Below are 19062 nucleotides of genomic sequence, written 5' to 3'. Positions count from 1 at the left end.
GGCCGTCTTTTTATCGTCCTGCGGCGCTCGATTACACCCGGCCAAGTCTTCACCCGGAAACTCGCTGACGAAGATACCTTGCCGGTGAGCTTATCGCTATAATAGCCAATTATTCAGACGGCCGCAATCATTCATTTCTGAATAGAGAAACTGCGAAAAAGACTTTCTGACCGATTTTTTATTGGATAAAACTGATTTGTGCAGACGGTTTTACAGATATTCAGTTGAATTAAGGTTGAAAAATATTTTTTAACAGCTTTACAGCGGGCCGATTCTGCTTTATTCTTGGACCAGCTTTACAGCAATTTAAAACTGGAGGTGATTGATACTCTTGAAAACATTAAAAGCACTGCTGCTTGTTCTTATCATCATTGCCGGAGCAGTTGCGGCCCTGATCAAGGGTGATATTTTCTCAGATAACGAGCAGACCGTTCAGAAAAGCGATTACGACAAAGTAATCCTATTTCCGTCCGATCGATATCCGGAAACAGCAAAGCATATTAAGGGCGCGATAAAAGAAGGACATCCCAGCATATGCACCATTGACAGAGACGGAGTACATAAGCGGCGTGAGCAATCTCTTAAACATGTGCCTGTAAAAACGGGGTACGATAGAGATGAATGGCCCATGGCGGTTTGTAAACAGGGCGGAAACAATGCCTCCGTAGAATATATTTCTCCGGCAGACAACCGCGGGGCCGGCTCTTGGGTCGGACACCAGCTTACCAATGATCCAGACGGAACGAGAGTATTATTTAAAATCAAGTAACGAAACAGGAGGAGCAGCGCATTGATTAAATCATGGAAACCGCAAGAACTTATCATTTCTTATCATCAATTTACAATCTTCCAAAAAGATTCCGAACCGCCTGTTATCGATTGGACGGATGAAGCCATTGAAAAAGGATTTGCGGAGGCTGACGGAGCTGTTTCATTTGAAGCAAGGAGAAATACGAAGGCATTTATTGTCCTCAGGCTTAATACAAATGAACCGGTACCATCCTATGAGAAAAAAGCGGCTGTTTCCTTTGAAGCTGTAAAAGATGGAATTGAGATTGAAAGCGTGATGTCAAAACGGCTTTTCTTCGATCTTCCGAAAGGCCGATACAGCCTTACTTGTTATTCAGTGCCTGCCGAATTATCCGATTTGCATGCAGATACGTATATTATCGATGCGGCCGCAATGTAAAAGAGTTCCCTGAGAGAAACATATTTCTCTCAGGGAACTCTTATAAACTCTTACCGTTTGTTTCGATCACGTTCCGATACCAGTAAAAACTTCAAATGCAATTTTGTCTTCAGGGTGACTTGTAAGCGGATAAGCCGGTGAATAATCGAAGCTTGGAAAAATCCTCGGCCAGCTGACAGAAAAGCCGTAAGCTTTCAAACCCATTTCTGCCATCAAGGCGACATCTTCTTTATAACGTTCATAATGGCCGGCTGCTGTATCGCCGTTTGAGCCTTTAAACGTTTTACCTGATATTTTTGTGAAATGGTCCCAGACTAGGGACCCTTACCGTCTGTATTCCAGGCTCCCTGCAACCCGATAGGCAGTTGATGCCGATCCCCATAGAAATATATCCGGGAAAAACCCGTTTTTTCATGTATCATGTGTTTCATCCTCCTGATGCGTCTGATTTGATATCATAGGTGATGAAACGCGTTCCAGAGCAATCCCGCTAAAACAAAAAAAAGCACCCATCTTGCCGGATGCTTAAGAATGATGATGCCGCTTCTCCAATTTATGAGGGGGAGGCTTGGGGATAAAGCCATTTTGTTTCATCATGTTAAAGTGCCTGTCCATATGCTGTTTAATATGCTCTGCTTTTTCTTTCGGCAGGACACCGTATTCAACATATTTGGAAATGACATGTTTACGTTTTTCGAGTATTTCCTTTTCAAGAGATTCAATTTCTTTTTTCTGCTGTACCGTAAGTGACATTGTTGAAGGCATTTTTGTTTCAGTTGCATGTGCCGGCATTATGAAAACCATTGCCGTAATGAAAAACGCAGCCAATGATAACGCAGCTTTTTTCATGACTTTTTCCTCCTTTAGCGTTTGTTATATGTTGTGCCTCCATCCAGTTTTTATGCAAAAAAAAGAGCGAAATTATTCGCTCTTTTCAATCGATTCGTCCGGCAATGCGTATGTAACATACGTTCCTGCCACAAAATCATGGATCGACCGTTTGTCTTCTCTCATTCCGACCATAAATGCGCTCACGATCACACCGATTCCTAACGTCACACCATAAATTAAGGCGCCCACAAGCACTCTTAAAATCATAGTGAGAAAGCCTACCTGAGTGCCGTCTTTTTTGACGATGCGGATACCGCAGATCTTTTTGCCGATAACATAACCGTTCCAGTATACAGGAAGCAAGATAGAATAAAGAGTCAAAATGATGCTGATCATTGCGCTCTCCTCCGGATCTTTTCCCGTTGCCAGCATATAAATAATCGCCAAAGGCACTGAAATAATTAAATAGTCGAGTACTGCGGCTCCCAATCTGATCCAAAATCCCGCCGGTCTGTAAATATTCATTGTGTTTCCCCTCGCTCTATGGCTTCAAAATCACTTTAATGTTGCCATCTTCTTTTTTGTCAAATATATCATATGCAGCAGGGGCTTCCGCAAGACTCATTTTGTGCGTAATAATATCCGTCGGATCAATTTCATTTTGTTCGACCATTTGATACAGCATCGGCATCAGATGGATAACGGGTGCCTGGCCCATTTTTAGAGAAACGTTGCGCGTGAAAAAATCACCGATCGGAAAACCGTCCGCTTCGGAAATATATGCGCCTGTGAGCTGAACAGTACCGAACTTCTTAACGGCTTCTGACGCTGTCAGAATCGGACTGATGGTTCCGAACTGATTCGGTTTTTGCTTTTCTTTTTCTTTTGAAAGCGGCGTGCCGTCCATTCCGACACAATCAATCACAACATCCGCGCCCCCTGACGTTTGTTCATGCAGCAGTTTCCCGATCTCTTCATGCTCTGAAAAATTGAAGGTCTCTGCTCCGTTTATGCGTCTCGCATGTTCAAGGCGGTGCGGGACTTGATCGACTGCGATGACCCGCTTTGCGCCTTTTTTCCAAGCGAATTTTTGCGCCATTAAACCGATCGGACCTGAGCCCAGAATAACGACTGTGTCTCCTTTTTTCACTCCGCTGTGCTGGACGCTCCAAAAGGCGGTCGGCATGACATCTGACAGAAGCAGTACCTGTTCATCTTCTAGCTCGCTGTCTGCCGGAACCAGAAAAGAAGAGAAATCAGCATAGGGCACTCGTAAATATTCAGCCTGCCCGCCGGGATAATTACCGTTAAACTCCGAGAAACCGAATAAGCCGCCGGCATCTGTATGAGGATTGGGATTTGATTCATCACACTGGCTTTCCATCTGGTGCTTGCAATAATGACATTCTCCGCAGCCGATGTTAAAAGGAATCACGACCCGGTCGCCTTTTTTCAGCTTTTTCACTTGACTGCCCGTTTCTTCAACAATTCCCATTGGCTCGTGTCCAACGATGTAACCCGGATCAGCGGGTATTCCGTTTTTATATAAATGAAGGTCTGAACCGCAAATTCCGGTTGCGGTGATTCGAACGATGACATCCCTCTCATCTTGAATGACGGGTGCAGGGACTTCTTTCACTTCCATATGTTCTTTTCCTTGGTATGTCAGTGCTTTCACATTGTTCAGCTCCTTTTTCATCACTCCTTCCCTTCTCACATGCTTCTAAACTTGGCTGGTATGTTATTCAGCCCGCTGAATGTCCCATTGAAAAGGATCTTCAAATTGAGACCAGTCAGAATCGAACTCAGACGGCGTGAGCAGACACTGATCTAATTCCTTTGTAATGGCTGCTTCATCTAAATCAATCCCGATAAATACCAGATTCGTATGACGGTCTCCAAATTGAGCGTCCCAATCCTCCAGAATCTCCGGTTCCTGCTGTTTGATCTGCTCCTGCTCAAGTTTCGGCATCGCCGCCACCCAATAAGAGACAGGCTCAACTGAGACCGCCGGACCCGCCTGAGACATCAGCAGCGCGAAGCTGTTGTGGGTTGCGCACCAGGCAATTCCCTTTGCGCGCACAATGCTGTCAGGCATTGAGTGATGCAGCCAGCTGTCAAAACGAACGGTATGAAACGGCAGACGCCGTGAATACACAAACGAAGTGATTCCATACTCTTCTGTTTCCGGAGTGTGCGCTTCATGGCCTGCCGTCAGCTCCTTTATCCATCCTGCTGATGAACTCGCTTCTTCAAACTCAAATAAACCGGTATTCAAAATGCATTCGGCAGGCACTTCTCCGCGGACGGATCGGATCAGCTTGGCACGGGGCTGTAATGCGTGAAGAACTGTTTCAAGCTGTTCAAGCTCTTTTTCGCCCACCATGTCGCACTTATTTAAAATAAGCACATCACAAAACTCAATTTGATCAATTAATAGGTCGGCAATCTCCCGTTCATCCTCTTCTCCCGCAGCTTCTTTCCGGTCAAGGAGTCTGTCACCGGACTGGAAGTCATGCCAGAATCGGTTTGCATCTACCACGGTAACCATTGTGTCCAGCCTGCAGAATGTTGTCAGATCAATACCCATTTCTTCATCTATATAAGAAAATGTCTGGGCAACGGGAATCGGTTCACTGATCCCTGTTGATTCAATCACGATATAATCAAATCTGCCGTCTTTGGCGAGTTTCTCAACTTCGACTAATAGATCCTCACGCAGCGTGCAGCAGATACAGCCGTTCGATAATTCTACGAGTTTTTCGTCTGTCCGTGATAAGCCCCCTCCCTGTTTCACCAGGCCCGCGTCTATGTTTACTTCGCTCATGTCATTAACGATGACAGCAATTTTTAAACCGTTGCGGTTTTGTAAAATATGATTCAAAACTGTCGTCTTTCCAGCACCAAGATAGCCGCTCAATACTGTAACCGGAATTTTTCCCATAAAAATAGCCTCCCAACAAAATAGAATGATTACGATTTATTATCTGTGACTGTCTCTGTTCAAATAATATGTACAGTGTATTAAATCGTAATCGTTACTATTTATTCTGATGCATTCTCTATTTAAAATCAAGTAAAAGTCAGACATCATACACTGTTTGTCCCCATCCATTGGTCTGACACGCAAAACGTCAACGATTTAATTGGTGAAGCTTTGGATCCGGACTGTAAAATGACCGGTTTAAAAGATGTGCGCTGCACGTATCAGACCAATATATTTTTCATAAAATTTTTAGATTTTTTAGTATTTTTTGTTACATCTCATAACATGTATCTTAAATATCTGTTTTCGCTGTGCTACGCTAAAGAAAACACAGGTAAGGAGCGGATCATCTGATGGGAAAAAAACAGCTAGTCCTTGTTGGAAATGGAATGGCCGGGGTAAGAGCGATTGAAGAAATACTGCGTGTTTCAAAAGACGAATTTGAGATTACAATATTCGGGGCCGAACCTCATCCCAACTATAACCGAATCCTTCTGTCAAAAGTGCTTCAAGGCGATACAGATATTAAAGATATTACATTAAACGATTGGGACTGGTACAAAGAAAACAGCATTCAGCTGCATACCGGTGAAACAGTCATCAAAGTGGACCAGGATAGCAAAACCGTCATTACAGATGCAGACAGAATCCAGCCCTATGATGAACTCATCCTGGCGACAGGCTCTGTCCCTTTTATCCTTCCGATTCCGGGCGCGGATAAAAAAGGCGTCACGGCATTCCGGGACATAAAAGATACCGACACGATGCTCGCCGCGTCAAAACAATATAAAAAAGCAGCCGTCATCGGCGGAGGACTGCTTGGTTTGGAAGCCGCTCGCGGGCTGCTGAATCTCGGAATGGACGTGTCTGTCATCCACCTCTCTCCATACCTGATGGAACGCCAGCTTGATCCAACTGCAGGGCGCCTGCTGCAAAACGAATTAGAAAAACAAGGCATGACCTTTTTACTTGAAAAGCAAACCGAAGAAATTGTCGGTACTGACCGTGTCGAAGGCGTACGCTTTAAAGACGGCACAAGCATCGAAGCTGATTTAGTCGTCATGGCGGTCGGCATCCGCCCGAATACACAGCTTGGCGCGGAAAGCGGCATTCCGGTTAACCGCGGAATCATTGTGAACGATTATATGCAGACTGAAATCCCGCACATTTACGCTGTCGGTGAATGTGCCGAGCACCGCGGAATCGCATACGGTCTTGTGGCGCCGCTCTATGAACAGGCAAAAGTGCTGGCCAAACATATTTGCGGCATTGAAACAAAACCGTATGAAGGCTCCGTTCTCTCCACTCAATTAAAGGTATCAGGCGTCGAGGTATTCTCTGCCGGTGACTTTAACGAATCAGAGGAGAAAAAAGCGATTAAAGTTTTCGATGAGCAGGACGGCATCTATAAAAAAATCGTCCTGAGAGGCAATCAAATTGTCGGCGCTGTTTTATTCGGAGACAGCAGCGAGGGCAGCCGCCTGTTTTCAATGATTCAAAAAGAAGCCGATATCTCCGAAACTTCCAAGATATCCATCTTACAGCCTCTTGACCAGGAAGCAGGCGCAAGCATGACCGCGGCGATGAGCGGCGATGAAATCATCTGCGGCTGCAACGGTGTATCAAAAGGCGCGATTATTCAAGCCATTCAGGAAAAAGGCTGCACATCAACGGACGAAATCAAAGCATGCACTGGGGCATCCCGTTCCTGCGGAGGCTGTAAACCGCTCGTGGAAGACATTCTTCAATATACACTGGGCTCAGAATTTGACGCATCCGCGCAAAAAGAAGCGATTTGCGGCTGCACCTCGCTTTCGAGAGATGAAGTCGTAGAAGAAATCAAAGCCAAAGGGCTATCACATACGAGAGAAATCATGAACGTGCTCGGCTGGAAAACGCCGGAGGGCTGCTTCAAATGCCGGCCTGCCCTCAACTACTACTTAGGCATGATCAATCCGTCTACATACGAGGATGACAGAACATCCCGCTTTGTGAACGAACGGATGCACGCCAATATTCAAAAAGACGGAACATACTCAGTCGTGCCCCGGATGTACGGCGGCGTGACCAACTCTCAGGATCTCCGCAAGATCGCCGATGTCGTCGACAAATATGAAATCCCGCTCGTTAAAATGACAGGCGGCCAGCGAATCGATCTCATCGGCGTCAAAAAAGAAGACCTGCCGAAAGTATGGGCCGAGCTTGATATGCCTTCAGGCTACGCGTACGGAAAAACACTCCGCACGGTAAAAACGTGCGTAGGCGAACAATTCTGCCGCTTCGGCACGCAGGACTCCATGGCACTGGGCATTGCGCTTGAGAAAAAATTCGAAGGGCTCAATACGCCTCATAAGGTCAAAATGGCCGTGTCTGCCTGCCCGCGGAACTGTGCGGAGTCCGGCATTAAAGACCTTGGTGTTGTCGGCATCGACGGAGGCTGGGAGCTTTATGCCGGCGGGAACGGCGGAACTCATTTGCGAGCCGGTGATTTGCTGATGAAAGTGAAAACGAATGAAGAAGTCTTAGAATACGCGGGCGCTTACCTTCAGTACTACAGAGAAACGGCTAACTATCTGGAGCGCACATCCGCATGGCTTGAGCGCATCGGTTTATCCCATGTCCAATCTGTGTTGAACGATCCGGAAAAACGGCAGGAGCTCAACGGCAGAATGAATGAAACACTCTCTGTTCACAAAGATCCGTGGCAATATTTCCTTAAAGATAAAAAAGCTTCTAAAGATTTATTTGAAAATGTCGTCACGACTTCATAAAACAGTAAGGAGGAACGGACATGGTTAACAAAGATATGACAAGGGTTTGCTTAGGCAGGCTAAACGAATTTCCTGAGGAGTTAGGAAAAACCGTATATATAGAAGAGAAAGAGCTTGCTGTATTTAAGCTTTCTGACGGAAGCGTCCGCGCCGTCGAAAACCGCTGCCCTCATAAAGGGGGCGTCCTGGCTGAAGGCATCGTCAGCGGAGAATACGTCTTCTGCCCGATGCATGACTGGAAAATTTCCTTAGAAGACGGAAAAGTCCAAGAGCCGGATCATGGCTGTATTAAAACATACGAAACACTGATCGAAGGAGAGAATGTATACCTCCTGTATTGATCAAAGGGTCGGATCACTTTTTAAACAGATGAAGGGATGACGTCATCATGAGAAACGGAATTGTATATTTTGTCGGTGCCGGACCTGGAGACCCGGGGCTGATGACAGTAAAAGGGAAACAGGTTCTGGAGAAAGCGGATATCATTTTGTATGACCGGCTTGCAAACCCAACGTTTCTTGAATATGCCTCTCCAGACTGCCGGTTCATTTATTGCGGAAAACTGCCCGACCGCCATTTTATGAAACAGTCGGAGATAAATGCCCTGCTGATTGAAAAAGCGGCGGAAGGCTTCACCGTAGTCCGCTTGAAAGGCGGAGATCCAAGCGTGTTCGGCAGAGTCGGCGAAGAAGCGGAGGCGCTTCATCGGCACGGCATCCGCTACGAGATGGTGCCCGGCATCACCTCGGGAATCGCGGCGCCGCTGTATGCGGGAGTCCCCGTCACCCATCGTGATTGCGCTTCGTCCTTCGCCATGATCACCGCTCATGATACATCATTACAAGGCAGGCCGAATCTCGATTGGAAAGCGCTGGCCCGAAGCGTTCAAACGCTTGTGTTTTACATGGGGGTTAAAAATCTGTCATTTATATGCCGGCAGCTTATGGAGCACGGGAAATTCCCCTCCGTCCCCGTACTCGTCATTCAATGGGGAACATGGGGGCGGCAGCGCAGCGTAAAAGGAACGCTTCAGGATATCCATGAAAAAGTACAAAGCCAAAACATCACCAACCCCGCCATTATCGTCATCGGAGATATCGTAAATCTTCAAACATACAGCTGGTTTGAAAGTAAACCGTTCATCGGGCGGCATATCATGGTGGTCACTCATGGCGATGATGAACATACATTGATAGGCAGGCTGCGCGAGTATGGCGCAGATGTTATCGAATGGCCAAAGCGGATTGTTAAAAAAATGCCCGCAAACGAAAACATCCTGAAGCGGATCAGCACTTTTGAACAGATCTTTTTCACATCACGCCATGCGGTCTGTGAATTCTTTGACACACTGGCTCTCAAGCAGATTGACATCCGCCGGGTGACAGCAAGCCTGAATGCAGCGACTGAAGCGGCAAAGGCGGAACTGACAAAACGGGGCTTCCGCCTATCCGGCCATCAAGGTGATTCTCCGCATTCGCTCATTGTCGGAAGCCGTCAAGCGGCAGAAAACATGCCAGACTCAGTATCATGCCCGTTTTATATCACTCATGAACATATCGCAGATGAGCGGTTCACTTCGATGATCGAACGCACAATCAGTGAGTCTCCTCTGCAAATGATTATCTGTCCGGGCAAAGAATCCGCTCAGCATTTGCTCAGCGCCGGAAAACAGATCGGTATATCACCGAATCCGACAGCAAACCGCCCTCCCGTCATCTGCATCGGTGAAGACATACCCGCCGGTTACGGATTTACCGCCGTGAAAAATCAGGAACAGTTATTTGCGTTTATACAAAATGAAATGAAAGACATGCTCGTTCACAGCTGACCCCCCGGCTCAACATCGGGGGCCATTCCCTTTTTTATTGTGTCACCAATTTCTTATGATGAGTCGAATACATCGCCATCTGATCCGCCTGCGGGTCCAAATAGGCTTTGGCGCTGTTCACGGCGGTCGGTCCCTCCGTGAAACCGCCGGCAATCAATCTGAGCTTGCTTTCATAATGGGCGGCGTCACCTGCAACAAACACGCCCGGAAGATTCGTCCGCATATGTCTGTCGGCTTTAATCCGGCCTTCTTCTATCTCAAGCCCCCAATCCTTCATCGGGCCGAGATCAATTTTAAACCCGTGATTGATAATGAGCTCATCAACCTTGATGTCTTCAGAATGGCCAGACTCGGTATGACAAACGGTTACGCTCTCGATCCGTTCCCCGGTGCCGTTGAGATGCTTCAGACGATACGGCGCAAACACCCGCACGGAAGACCGCTTCATTTTCGCCACGCTGCTTTCTAAACCGCCGAACTCCTCACGGCGGTGCAAGACGGTAACAGACGCCGCAATCGGTTCCAGCTCATTCGCCCAGTCAACCGCGGTATCTCCCCCTCCGGAGATCACGATATGCTTACCTTCAAACGCATCCAGCTTCTCCACTTTATAATGAAGGTTTTTCCCTGAATAACGGCTCGCATCCGCGCTGTTGAGCTCATTGACCTCAAGCGTTCCCATGCCGACAGCCAAAATCACGGTGCGTGTATAGTGCTTTTCCCCTTCGGAACTTTCCAGCACAATGGTCCCGTCATTCAGCCGCTCAAATCCGGTCACCCGCTGATTCAACACGATATCCGGCTCAAATGTCGCCGCCTGCTCCTTCAGCTGCTTAATCAGCTGTTCCCCGGCGATCCCCGGAATTCCGCCGATATCACGGATAATTTTTTCCGGGAAAAACATAGACACTTTCCCCCCGAGCCGCGGCAAAAATTCAATCACTTTCGTTTTCAGCTCGCGCATCCCGCAATAAAAAGCCGTAAACAGGCCGATCGGGCCCCCGCCTATAATCGTGACGTCATACACCTCATGATTTTCCGCCATTATTCTGCCTCCCGTTTATATCTATACTTCAAACATTTTTAATTGAGAATCAATATCAATAAAAGTATACCATACATCGGAAAACAGTGTTTGTTCAGTTCTCATCTTGCGGAAAAGGATGGAGATTCAAGAAGCACGGCCCAATGAGATGTTGAAGTTGAGGAGGGTATTAAAGCTGAAACCAGTACGGCGACTGGTTTCTTTTTTATTTCTTTTTCATCAGCATGATATCAAGATACAGCTGGCACCTTGTCCTGAAGTCGTTTAAATTAATTGATGTCATGTCAAGAATCTGTTTGATACGGTAGTTCAATGTGTTTTGATGAATAAAAAGCTGTTCTGCGGCTGGTTTTGTTTTGCAGTTATTGAGGAGATAGATTTCTAACGTTTTCAGCAGTTCGGTGCTGCTTTCTCTATCCTTGGCTTTTAATAAAGCTAAATCATGGTTTACATATTCCAGTGAGGCGTTTTTTTCTTCGATACTTTCAAGATAGCGGTATATCCCGAGTTTGCTGTATTCGTACGGGATATTTTCCTGGTTTCCGGTAATTTCTGCGGCCTTTATGACTTCAAGGGCTTCTATATAACTTTTCCCGAGCTTCAGGATGCTGCTGTATTCATTGCCGATTCCGATATAGATGGGAGTGGGGATCTTCTGAAAGTGAAAATGAGTCAGCAGTTTGTGGATGAATTCAGATGCTGCCGAAGTGCCGGAGCTTTTTTGCGAGAAGCTTGCGACGACGATGACAATATTGGAATCAATGGTTAAGACGTGACTGACTTTATCCCGCAAATTCAAGTACGATTTGATATTTTCCTTCAAATCTTCGACTGCCTCCCCATCCCCATTTGCGGCATGCAGGACAACCACCGAGAAAACCGACGGCAGCACGGCGTTCATCTTTTCCGCCTCCCGCCTGAACTCCTTTTCAGAGGAGAATTGCTGAAAGATTGCCCGTTTCACCAGGTCTTCCGCTCTCTCTTCCTTTTCCTGTTTCAGCCGGTTCGTTTTATAGATGATTTTTCCGACATGGAATGAGGTTTCATATAAAAAGTCGAGCTCCTCCTCCGTCAAATCGCGGTCGAGCTCCTGAATCCAGATGTAGCCCATCACTTCCCCTTTATGTTTTGCGCTTACGACCACTCTCTGATTCAGCCCGATACTGTCTATTTTTTCAACACGGAACGGTTCAGGAACGGTTTTCAGTTTTTCGATCACCCCGTCCTTCAGAAACCTCTCAAAAATCTGCACGGGGCATTTTTTTGAAAATATCGTCTGCTGGTTGGCGGAGTCGAAGTGATTAATGTAATAAGAATTATAGGCAAGCAAAAAGAAATCCGCACTTTCCAAAATGACGGGCTTCTGCAATTCGTAACTGATGAAATCAATTAATTTATCAATGTCCGTAAATGAAAAAACTCTCTCTAAAAGCTCTTCCATACCTATTTCTCCTATGCTCTTTTTATCTTTATCATACTCTGAGGGGTGACTTTTTGTATAGAAAAAAATTCATATATTCCCAAAACGGCATAATCGGGAATTCTGTATCGTGAAAAGAGGAAAAAGGGCGGTCCCTTCTTCCTCTCGTTCCTTGCTTTTATTGAGAAAGTGTATCACGGTACTCATGAAACTGATCTGTGACATCTTTTGACGGAGCCTGTGTCAATAAGCTGACGACAAATACAGCGGCAAGGCTTACAGCAAACCCCGGAATGATTTCGTACAAAAAGTCTGAAAGACCGGCATTCGCCCAAATGATTACGGTAATCGCTCCCGCAATCATGCCGGCGAGTGCCCCCCATTTCGTCATCCGTTTCCAAAATAAACTGAGCAGTACGACCGGCCCGAATGACGCGCCGAATCCCGCCCATGCATAGCTGACAAGACCTAGTATCGTGTTGTTTTTCTCCCAGGCGAGCACCAAGGCGATGATTGACACCGCAAGCACTGCCATTCTCCCCAGAAATACGAGTTCCTTATCAGAAGCCGAACGTCTGAACATGGACTTATACAAATCCTCTACTAAAGAACTGGACGTAACGAGCAGCTGAGACGAAATCGTACTCATAATGGCCGCTAAAATCGCAGAAATGAGAAATCCCGTAATAATCGGGTGGAACAGAATGTTGCCGAGCTGAATAAAAATGGTTTCCGGATCAGCCAGCTTCAGTCCGTGCTGATGGTAATACGCGATTCCCGCAAGACCCGTAAACAGCGCGCCTAGTGCAGACAAAATCATCCATCCCATGCCGATCCGTCTGGCGCGTTTGATTTCTTTCACAGATGTGATCGCCATAAAGCGCACAATAATATGCGGCTGCCCGAAATAGCCGAGCCCCCACGCAAATAAAGAAATAATGCCAAGGACGGTCGTTCCTTTGAACATGTTAAACAGTTCCGGGTTGACGGAACGGATATCGGCAACGGTTTCTCCCGGGCCGCCCGTATGAAAAATCGTCACAATCGGCACGAGAATAAGCGCCGCAAACATGATGATCCCTTGGACAAAGTCGGTCCAGCTTACCGCCAAAAAGCCCCCGAACAAGGTGTAGGCGACAACGACGCCTGTCACAACCCACAGGCCGGTGTGATAGTCCAACCCTAAAATGCTGTTGAATAGGACGCCTCCTGACACCATGCCGGATGATACGTAAAATGTGAAAAAGACGAGAATGACAAGACCCGAAAATAGTCTGAGAAGCTTCGTATGATCACCGAAACGATTTTCAAGGAAACCCGGAATGGTGATGGAATTCCCCGCTTTTTCAGTATACGTTCTCAGTCTCGGCGCCACGAAAAGCCAGTTCGCCCATGCTCCGAGCACAAGGCCGATGACAATCCAAGCGCCGCTTAATCCCGTCGAGAACATGGCGCCTGGAAGCCCCATCAAGAGCCATCCGCTCATATCCGCCGCTCCCGCGCTGAGCGCTGTGACGGCAGGACCTAAAGAACGCCCCCCGAGCATGTAATCCGTCAGATTTGACGTCCGTCTGTAGGCGAAATAACCGATAAACAGCATGCCCGCCATATAAATACAAATGGATATAATCAACTGAATGTTTGCTATGGCATTTCCTCCTCCGCTTTATATGTTTATGGTGAAATGGACACCCCCCGCGAGGAGGATGCCCATTCAGTCCCTCTTAAAACATTTCACTGATTGTTTTCGCCTGCATGTGGAGGGCCAAATAATCCGGGCCGCCCGCTTTTGAATCAGTGCCGGACATTTTAAAGCCTCCGAACGGATGGTATCCGACAATCGCTCCCGTACAGTTGCGGTTGAAGTACAGGTTGCCGACATGGAATTCCTGTTTCGCCCGTTCAATATGTTTGCGGTTATTTGTAATGACCGCTCCTGTCAAACCGTATTCAGTGTTGTTTGCCACTTCCAGCGCTTCATCAAAGTTTGATACTTTAGAAAACCCGACGACCGGCCCGAAAATTTCTTCCTGCATGAGTCTGGCTTTCGGATCAAGGTCAGCGAAGATCGTCGGCTTGATAAAGTAGCCTTTTGAATCATCTCCGGTGCCGCCGCTTACTAAACGGCCTTCTTCTTTTCCGATTTCAATGTAGCTCATGATTTTATCGTAAGAGCCTTGGTCGATGACAGGCCCCATATACACGTCAGCGCTGTCAGGGCTTGCCGTCACTTTTGATTCAGTGATTTCGATGACGCGCTCCAAGACGGCATCGTATACTTTTTCATGCACAACCGCGCGGGAACCTGCAGAACATTTTTGTCCCGCGAAGCCGAATGCTGATGTAAAGATGGATTGAGCCGCCAATTCAATGTCCGCATCTTCGTCAACGACAACCGTATCTTTACCGCCCATTTCTGCAATGACGCGTTTCAGATGCTGCTGTCCCGGCTGCACTTTTGCCGCGCGTTCAAAAATTCTCGTACCGACTTCGCGTGATCCCGTAAATGTAATGATGCTTGTTTTCGGGTGATCGACGAGATAGTCTCCTACTTCCGCCCCGCTTCCCGGCACAAAGTTGACAACGCCCTTCGGAAGGCCTGATTCTTCAAGCACTTCTACGAATTTCGCCGCGATGACCGGTGTCGCGCTGGCCGGTTTTAGAACGACCGTGTTGCCCGTTACGATCGGTGCCACCGTCGTACCTGCCATAATTGCAAAGAGGAAGTTCCATGGCGGAATGACGACCGTTACGCCTGTCGGTGTGTAGACATATTGGTTCTTCTCGCCTTCGCGGCTGTTGACCGGCTTGCCTTTTGCCAATTCAACCATCTGACGCGCGTAGTATTCCATAAAGTCGATCGCTTCAGCTGTATCAGCATCCGCCTCGTTCCAAGGCTTTCCTGCTTCTTTTACAAGCAAAGCGGAGAATTCATGTTTTCTTCTGCGGACTTTGGCAGCCGCGCGGAACAGGACAGCCGCTCTTTCTTCAGGAGATGTGTATCTCCACTCTTCGAACGCTTTCGCAGCCGCTTCAATCGCTTGCTCAGCGTGCTCTTGAGAAGCTTTTGACACTCTACCGACGACTTCTTCTTTATCAGCCGGGTTGATTGAAACGATTTTCGCTTCTGTTTCCACTCTTTCACCGTTAATGACAAGAGGATAATCTTTTCCCAGATACTCGCTTACCTTCGCAAGCGCTTTCTTGAATTCTTCAACGTTCGATTGATCTTGGAAATTCGTGAATGGTTCGTGTTTATAAGGTGTAGTCATTGTCATCTCTCCCTTTTTTACTTCTTAGTCATCCCTTTAAAGGCGAATGCGATATTTGAGGGGCGTTCAGCGAGCCGTCTCATGAAATAGCCGTACCAATCATCGCCGTAAGGCAGGTAGACTCTCATGTTGTATCCTTCTTCCACTAGGCTGAGCTGGGTTTGCGAGCGCATACCGTACAGCATCTGAAACTCAAAGCGGTCGTTTGGAATGCCGTGCTCTTTGACAAGCTGCTTTGTAAACTCGATCATCTTGTCGTCATGCGTGGCAATTGCCGTATAATGTCCTTTTAAAAGCTGTTTGCGGATGAGTTTTTTATAATTTTCATCTACATCGCTTTTTTCAGGATAGGCCACCTTTTCCGATTCTTTATAGGCTCCTTTGACAAGGCGCAGAAACGGATTCAGCGGGTCAAGATCATCAAGGTCCTTCTCCGTTCTGTACAGATAAGCCTGCACCACGGTGCTTACGTATTCATACCGGCTTCGGAAGTCTTTAAAGATATCCAGCGTTTTCTGGCATCTCGTCTCATCCTCCATGTCAATCGTCACCATGACTTTATGTTTTTCCGCCGTCTGGAGGATTTTCGTCATATTTTCATAGACGAGATCGAGATCTATATCAAGACCTAAAGACGTCATTTTTAATGACACTTGGGAATTCAGCTGTTCATCAGCGATTAAAGCGATGGTCTGCATGCACTCCTCGGTGCGTTCTTTCGCGACATCACCGCTGTTGACAAATTCACCCAAATGATCGACAGTAACTGACAGCCCTTGGCTGTTCAAATGTCGGATTGTCGGGATAGAACTGCGGATATCCATTCCTCCGATGATTTTGCCGGCTGCCACACGGCTTCCCCAGCCTCGCGCCATCTTATTGAGAAAGCTGCTCTTGGATAAAAATAAGAAAAAATCTCTTGTAATCACTTCCAACCTTAACACCCCGCAATCTAAGAAGTATTTGTATGAGTCTATTGTAAATGGACAAAACATCCTCTCACAATATTCTAAAAATACAAAGATTCTGATAAATTTTTGTGGTTTTTCCACAATCAGCTTCTTAGAGAGCAGGCGGATCATGCCGAAAAAAGGCGGGCGGAAATGACAGAAATCGTCAATTCCCGCCTTTTTCTTCCCAAGCCTCTTCGACGGTCTGAATCAAAAGCTGATTCAGTTCGTCCGTTATATCCGGTTTCGGTGTTTTGACCGTTTTGGCATACTGTCCGATGCGTTCTATTTCCTCTTCTATAAAGGCATGAATAATCGTATTTCCGGGTTCCGGAGCCAGTTCCTGTCCGCTTTTTTTCCTTGTAAGCAGTGTGCTGATTTCAGAAATGAGTGCTTCATCCGTCAATAGGGCATCTGCCATTACTGGAAATGACATCGGCGGTACGGTGCCGAACGTTTCAATCCACTTGCAGGCAAGGAGAGGCCGCAGGACATAAAAATACTTTTTAATCTTCACTGCACTGCCCCGCAATTCCGTTTTTTCATTCCGCTTTGCCATATTGAGATAATGATAGAGGCATGCTTCGGGCGAAAAGGCGCGGGTTTTCAGTTTTCGGAGCTTTTCAGCCGCTGTGAAAGCCTCATAATAGATCATCTCAGAAGAAAGCCATTCCAAAAGAGGCGGATTTGATTTTTTAAAGAGCCGCAGGGCTTTTCTCAGTTCCCAGCCGCTGATGTCAAGCATGTCATGGATCGGCTCCTCTATGACATCCCTATGCGGTTCAATGGAAAAGTACCATTCTTTTTTCGGCACATAGAGAAACCGTACATCGTAGTCGCTTTCGCTTGACGGAAATCCCCATGCGCGGCTTCCCGATTCTACGGCGTAGAGCACCTTAACGTCGTGCTTTGCCTCAATTCGTTTTAATTCTTCGATGATCCTTTGTTTCATTTGTATCCGTCCTTTTCCGTCATCATTCATGAAAAAAGCCCAAGTACTTGGGCTTTTCACTGCTGTCAGCCTTTCAGATGCGCTTTCAGAAAGGCCAGCTTCTCCGTATGGAAAGAAGGTATATATTCATGGCCGAAATACCGGTAAACCTTCAATTCTTTTTCCGTTTCCAGATGATTGTAAGCGGCAAATACCGTCGACGGCGGAGTCACCCGGTCAATCAGCCCGATGGACATGAGAACCGGCACCTTTACGCGGTCCGCCAGATTCATGATATCAAAATAGGCCAGTGTATTCATCGCGGCTTTCTCCGTTTCAGGGCTGCCGTTTTTTCTGAAAAAGGAGTTAATCTCAAGATACGGCTCATCAAGTGCGACGTCAATCGCCCGCTCAAAATTGCTTAAGTACGGATAATCAGCCGCAACCGCTCTCGGAATGTCGGAAAGCGCCGCCGCGGCGATGGAAAGCCCGCCTCCCTGGCTCCCCCCGATGACGGCGATTCTCGTTTCATCCACTTCATCAAAGCTGCTGATGACTTCAAGAGCCCTTACTGCGTCTAAGTACACACCGCGGTAATAATATGTATCTTTGTCTAAAATCCCTTTCGTCATCCAGCCGGGAACGTGTCCGTGCGGTGAGACGCTTGTATCTGTGCTGCTGTGCTGGCCGCGGACAAGCATCCCGAACGCGGCATATCCGTGAAGCGCCCAATTGACGATGTCATGTATGTCCCCGTCATAGCTTGCGTTGTAACCGTGGTATTTCACGATGGCCGGATGCGGGCCTTTTCGGTCGGGAACGGCGTACCATCCCTCAATTTCCGCCTTGCCGAAGCTTCGGTATTTCAGCCGGAATACTTTCACGCCGTCAGCCGGATAGCTTTCAGGCGTCAAATCAGGCTTTGCCTCTTCCTTTGCAAGCTCATGTAATGATGATGCCCAAAAATCCGCAAAGTCATGAGGAGCGGTTTTATTTGGTTTATAGGTCTGCAGTTGGTCAAGCGGCAAGTCGTATAATTGCATATCCGATTATTCTCCTTTGTTTTATAAGATTTAATTTTCTGACTCTATCTTAACACGATTTTACACTTATTTTCTAAAAATTTTTATAAATGATCGGCGGACGCTTTCACTTTTTATCAAACGTTTGTTTAACAGAAAACAAAAAAGAGCTGTGCGCTCACAGCGGCACAGCTCTTTTACATCGGCTGATACAGGTCCCAGCCGATTTTTAACGTTTCAACGATATAATCGGCAATTTCTTCAGGTTCCAGATTATCCGTTGCCACTTTTGAATTATGTTTATCATAGATGCTTTGGCGCTCGTTAAAGAGCTGCTGCATTTCATCCATTGAACGGTTATGCAGCACGGGACGGCTTTCAATCAGCAGGTCAGCCCGCTGCTTCCAATTCTCCCATGATAAATCAAGATGGAGCACGAGACAGTTTTCCAGGCAGCATTGTCTGATTTCCTCTTGTTTAAACGAACCGCCCCCAAGAGACACGATCTTGAATTTCGTATTGCGGCAAATATCTAATATATAGTCCTTTTCAGTCTGACGGAAAAAGGCTTCACCCTTTTTCTCAAACATTTCCGGGATGGACATGTTGAAATCTTTCTCAATCTGCAAATCAATATCAATAAAGTCTCTGTATAATTTTTTAGCGACCAGCTGGCCGATTGTTGTCTTACCGACACCCATGAATCCGATCAGTACGATATTTCTTTCTCTTACGGGAATGGCACGTTTTGCGTTCATCTTCGGCGAAATCCTCCTAAGGAATGAAAAAGTTATGTTTATTATATGATAACTCCATA

At 46.8% G+C, this 19062-nt stretch carries 17 protein-coding genes and 2 pseudogenes; 6 read left to right on the top strand and 13 right to left on the bottom strand.

The window, feature by feature from the left end; all coding sequences use genetic code 11:
- The first annotated feature begins 331 nt into the window (after positions 1 to 331).
- Positions 332 to 769: a NucA/NucB deoxyribonuclease domain-containing protein gene (locus AADZ70_RS16685; RefSeq protein ID WP_016936798.1), complete on the top strand. Its 438-nt coding sequence runs from the start codon at positions 332 to 334 to the stop codon at positions 767 to 769.
- Between the two features lie 21 nt (positions 770 to 790).
- Positions 791 to 1189, top strand: a complete 399-nt coding sequence (gene comJ, locus AADZ70_RS16680) for a competence protein ComJ (protein ID WP_047476185.1) — start codon at positions 791 to 793, stop codon at positions 1187 to 1189.
- 153 nt (positions 1190 to 1342) lie between these two features.
- Here the strand turns inward: comJ and AADZ70_RS16675 are convergent.
- The 5 genes and pseudogenes from AADZ70_RS16675 to AADZ70_RS16655 all read right to left on the bottom strand — a co-directional run.
- Positions 1343 to 1579: pseudogene (locus AADZ70_RS16675) on the bottom strand (family 1 glycosylhydrolase); the annotation flags it as partial.
- Between the two features lie 135 nt (positions 1580 to 1714).
- Complete coding sequence (locus AADZ70_RS16670; RefSeq protein WP_188154736.1) at positions 1715 to 2038, bottom strand: YckD family protein; 324 nt, start codon at positions 2036 to 2038, stop codon at positions 1715 to 1717.
- 72 nt (positions 2039 to 2110) lie between these two features.
- Entirely contained in the window at positions 2111 to 2545 is a 435-nt protein-coding gene (locus tag AADZ70_RS16665; RefSeq protein ID WP_016936803.1) for an RDD family protein, read from the bottom strand.
- A gap of 16 nt (positions 2546 to 2561) precedes the next feature.
- Entirely contained in the window at positions 2562 to 3698 is a 1137-nt protein-coding gene (locus AADZ70_RS16660; RefSeq protein WP_029575240.1) for a zinc-dependent alcohol dehydrogenase, read from the bottom strand.
- Between the two features lie 63 nt (positions 3699 to 3761).
- The gene (locus AADZ70_RS16655; protein ID WP_342007348.1) at positions 3762 to 4964 is read right to left on the bottom strand and encodes a GTP-binding protein; all 1203 of its coding nucleotides are present in this window, start codon (positions 4962 to 4964) and stop codon (positions 3762 to 3764) included.
- Between the two features lie 138 nt (positions 4965 to 5102).
- Here AADZ70_RS16655 and AADZ70_RS16650 point away from each other — a divergent pair.
- The 4 genes and pseudogenes from AADZ70_RS16650 to cobA all read left to right on the top strand — a co-directional run.
- Positions 5103 to 5250, top strand: a pseudogene (locus tag AADZ70_RS16650) (hypothetical protein); the annotation flags it as partial.
- Between the two features lie 109 nt (positions 5251 to 5359).
- On the top strand, positions 5360 to 7777 hold the full coding sequence (gene nasD, locus AADZ70_RS16645; RefSeq protein WP_342007347.1) for an NADPH-nitrite reductase: 2418 nt from the start codon (positions 5360 to 5362) through the stop codon (positions 7775 to 7777).
- A gap of 20 nt (positions 7778 to 7797) precedes the next feature.
- The gene (nirD, locus tag AADZ70_RS16640; protein WP_342007346.1) at positions 7798 to 8118 is read left to right on the top strand and encodes a nitrite reductase small subunit NirD; all 321 of its coding nucleotides are present in this window, start codon (positions 7798 to 7800) and stop codon (positions 8116 to 8118) included.
- Between the two features lie 47 nt (positions 8119 to 8165).
- The gene (gene cobA / locus AADZ70_RS16635) at positions 8166 to 9605 is read left to right on the top strand and encodes a uroporphyrinogen-III C-methyltransferase (protein ID WP_342007345.1); all 1440 of its coding nucleotides are present in this window, start codon (positions 8166 to 8168) and stop codon (positions 9603 to 9605) included.
- Between the two features lie 34 nt (positions 9606 to 9639).
- Here cobA and AADZ70_RS16630 read toward each other — a convergent pair whose 3' ends face one another.
- The 8 genes from AADZ70_RS16630 to AADZ70_RS16595 form a co-directional block, all read right to left on the bottom strand.
- On the bottom strand, positions 9640 to 10650 hold the full coding sequence (locus AADZ70_RS16630; RefSeq protein ID WP_047476174.1) for an NAD(P)/FAD-dependent oxidoreductase: 1011 nt from the start codon (positions 10648 to 10650) through the stop codon (positions 9640 to 9642).
- Positions 10651 to 10855: 205 nt separating this feature from the next.
- Positions 10856 to 12091 (bottom strand): PucR family transcriptional regulator, encoded by a 1236-nt coding sequence (locus tag AADZ70_RS16625; RefSeq protein WP_188154732.1) that lies wholly within the window; start codon positions 12089 to 12091, stop codon positions 10856 to 10858.
- Between the two features lie 157 nt (positions 12092 to 12248).
- Positions 12249 to 13670, bottom strand: a complete 1422-nt coding sequence (gene putP, locus AADZ70_RS16620) for a sodium/proline symporter PutP (RefSeq protein ID WP_231595073.1) — start codon at positions 13668 to 13670, stop codon at positions 12249 to 12251.
- Between the two features lie 124 nt (positions 13671 to 13794).
- Positions 13795 to 15342 carry an L-glutamate gamma-semialdehyde dehydrogenase gene (gene pruA, locus AADZ70_RS16615; protein WP_064777953.1) on the bottom strand — a complete coding sequence of 516 codons (1548 nt, stop codon included), beginning with the start codon at positions 15340 to 15342 and terminating at the stop codon, positions 13795 to 13797.
- 17 nt (positions 15343 to 15359) lie between these two features.
- On the bottom strand, positions 15360 to 16271 hold the full coding sequence (locus AADZ70_RS16610; RefSeq protein WP_099744976.1) for a proline dehydrogenase: 912 nt from the start codon (positions 16269 to 16271) through the stop codon (positions 15360 to 15362).
- Positions 16272 to 16458: 187 nt separating this feature from the next.
- Positions 16459 to 17244 carry a nucleotidyltransferase domain-containing protein gene (locus tag AADZ70_RS16605; protein ID WP_342007344.1) on the bottom strand — a complete coding sequence of 262 codons (786 nt, stop codon included), beginning with the start codon at positions 17242 to 17244 and terminating at the stop codon, positions 16459 to 16461.
- Between the two features lie 65 nt (positions 17245 to 17309).
- On the bottom strand, positions 17310 to 18266 hold the full coding sequence (cah, locus tag AADZ70_RS16600; RefSeq protein WP_016936815.1) for a cephalosporin C deacetylase: 957 nt from the start codon (positions 18264 to 18266) through the stop codon (positions 17310 to 17312).
- 176 nt (positions 18267 to 18442) lie between these two features.
- Positions 18443 to 19003: a shikimate kinase gene (locus AADZ70_RS16595; protein WP_003156609.1), complete on the bottom strand. Its 561-nt coding sequence runs from the start codon at positions 19001 to 19003 to the stop codon at positions 18443 to 18445.
- Between the last annotated feature and the right edge of the window lie 59 nt (positions 19004 to 19062).

This window comes from Bacillus sp. YBsi01 (assembly GCF_038406745.1).
Classification (GTDB): Bacteria; Bacillota; Bacilli; order Bacillales; family Bacillaceae; genus Bacillus; species Bacillus siamensis.
Note: the sequence above shows the minus strand (reverse complement) of the source record. Positions and strands in the feature narration are given on the sequence as shown.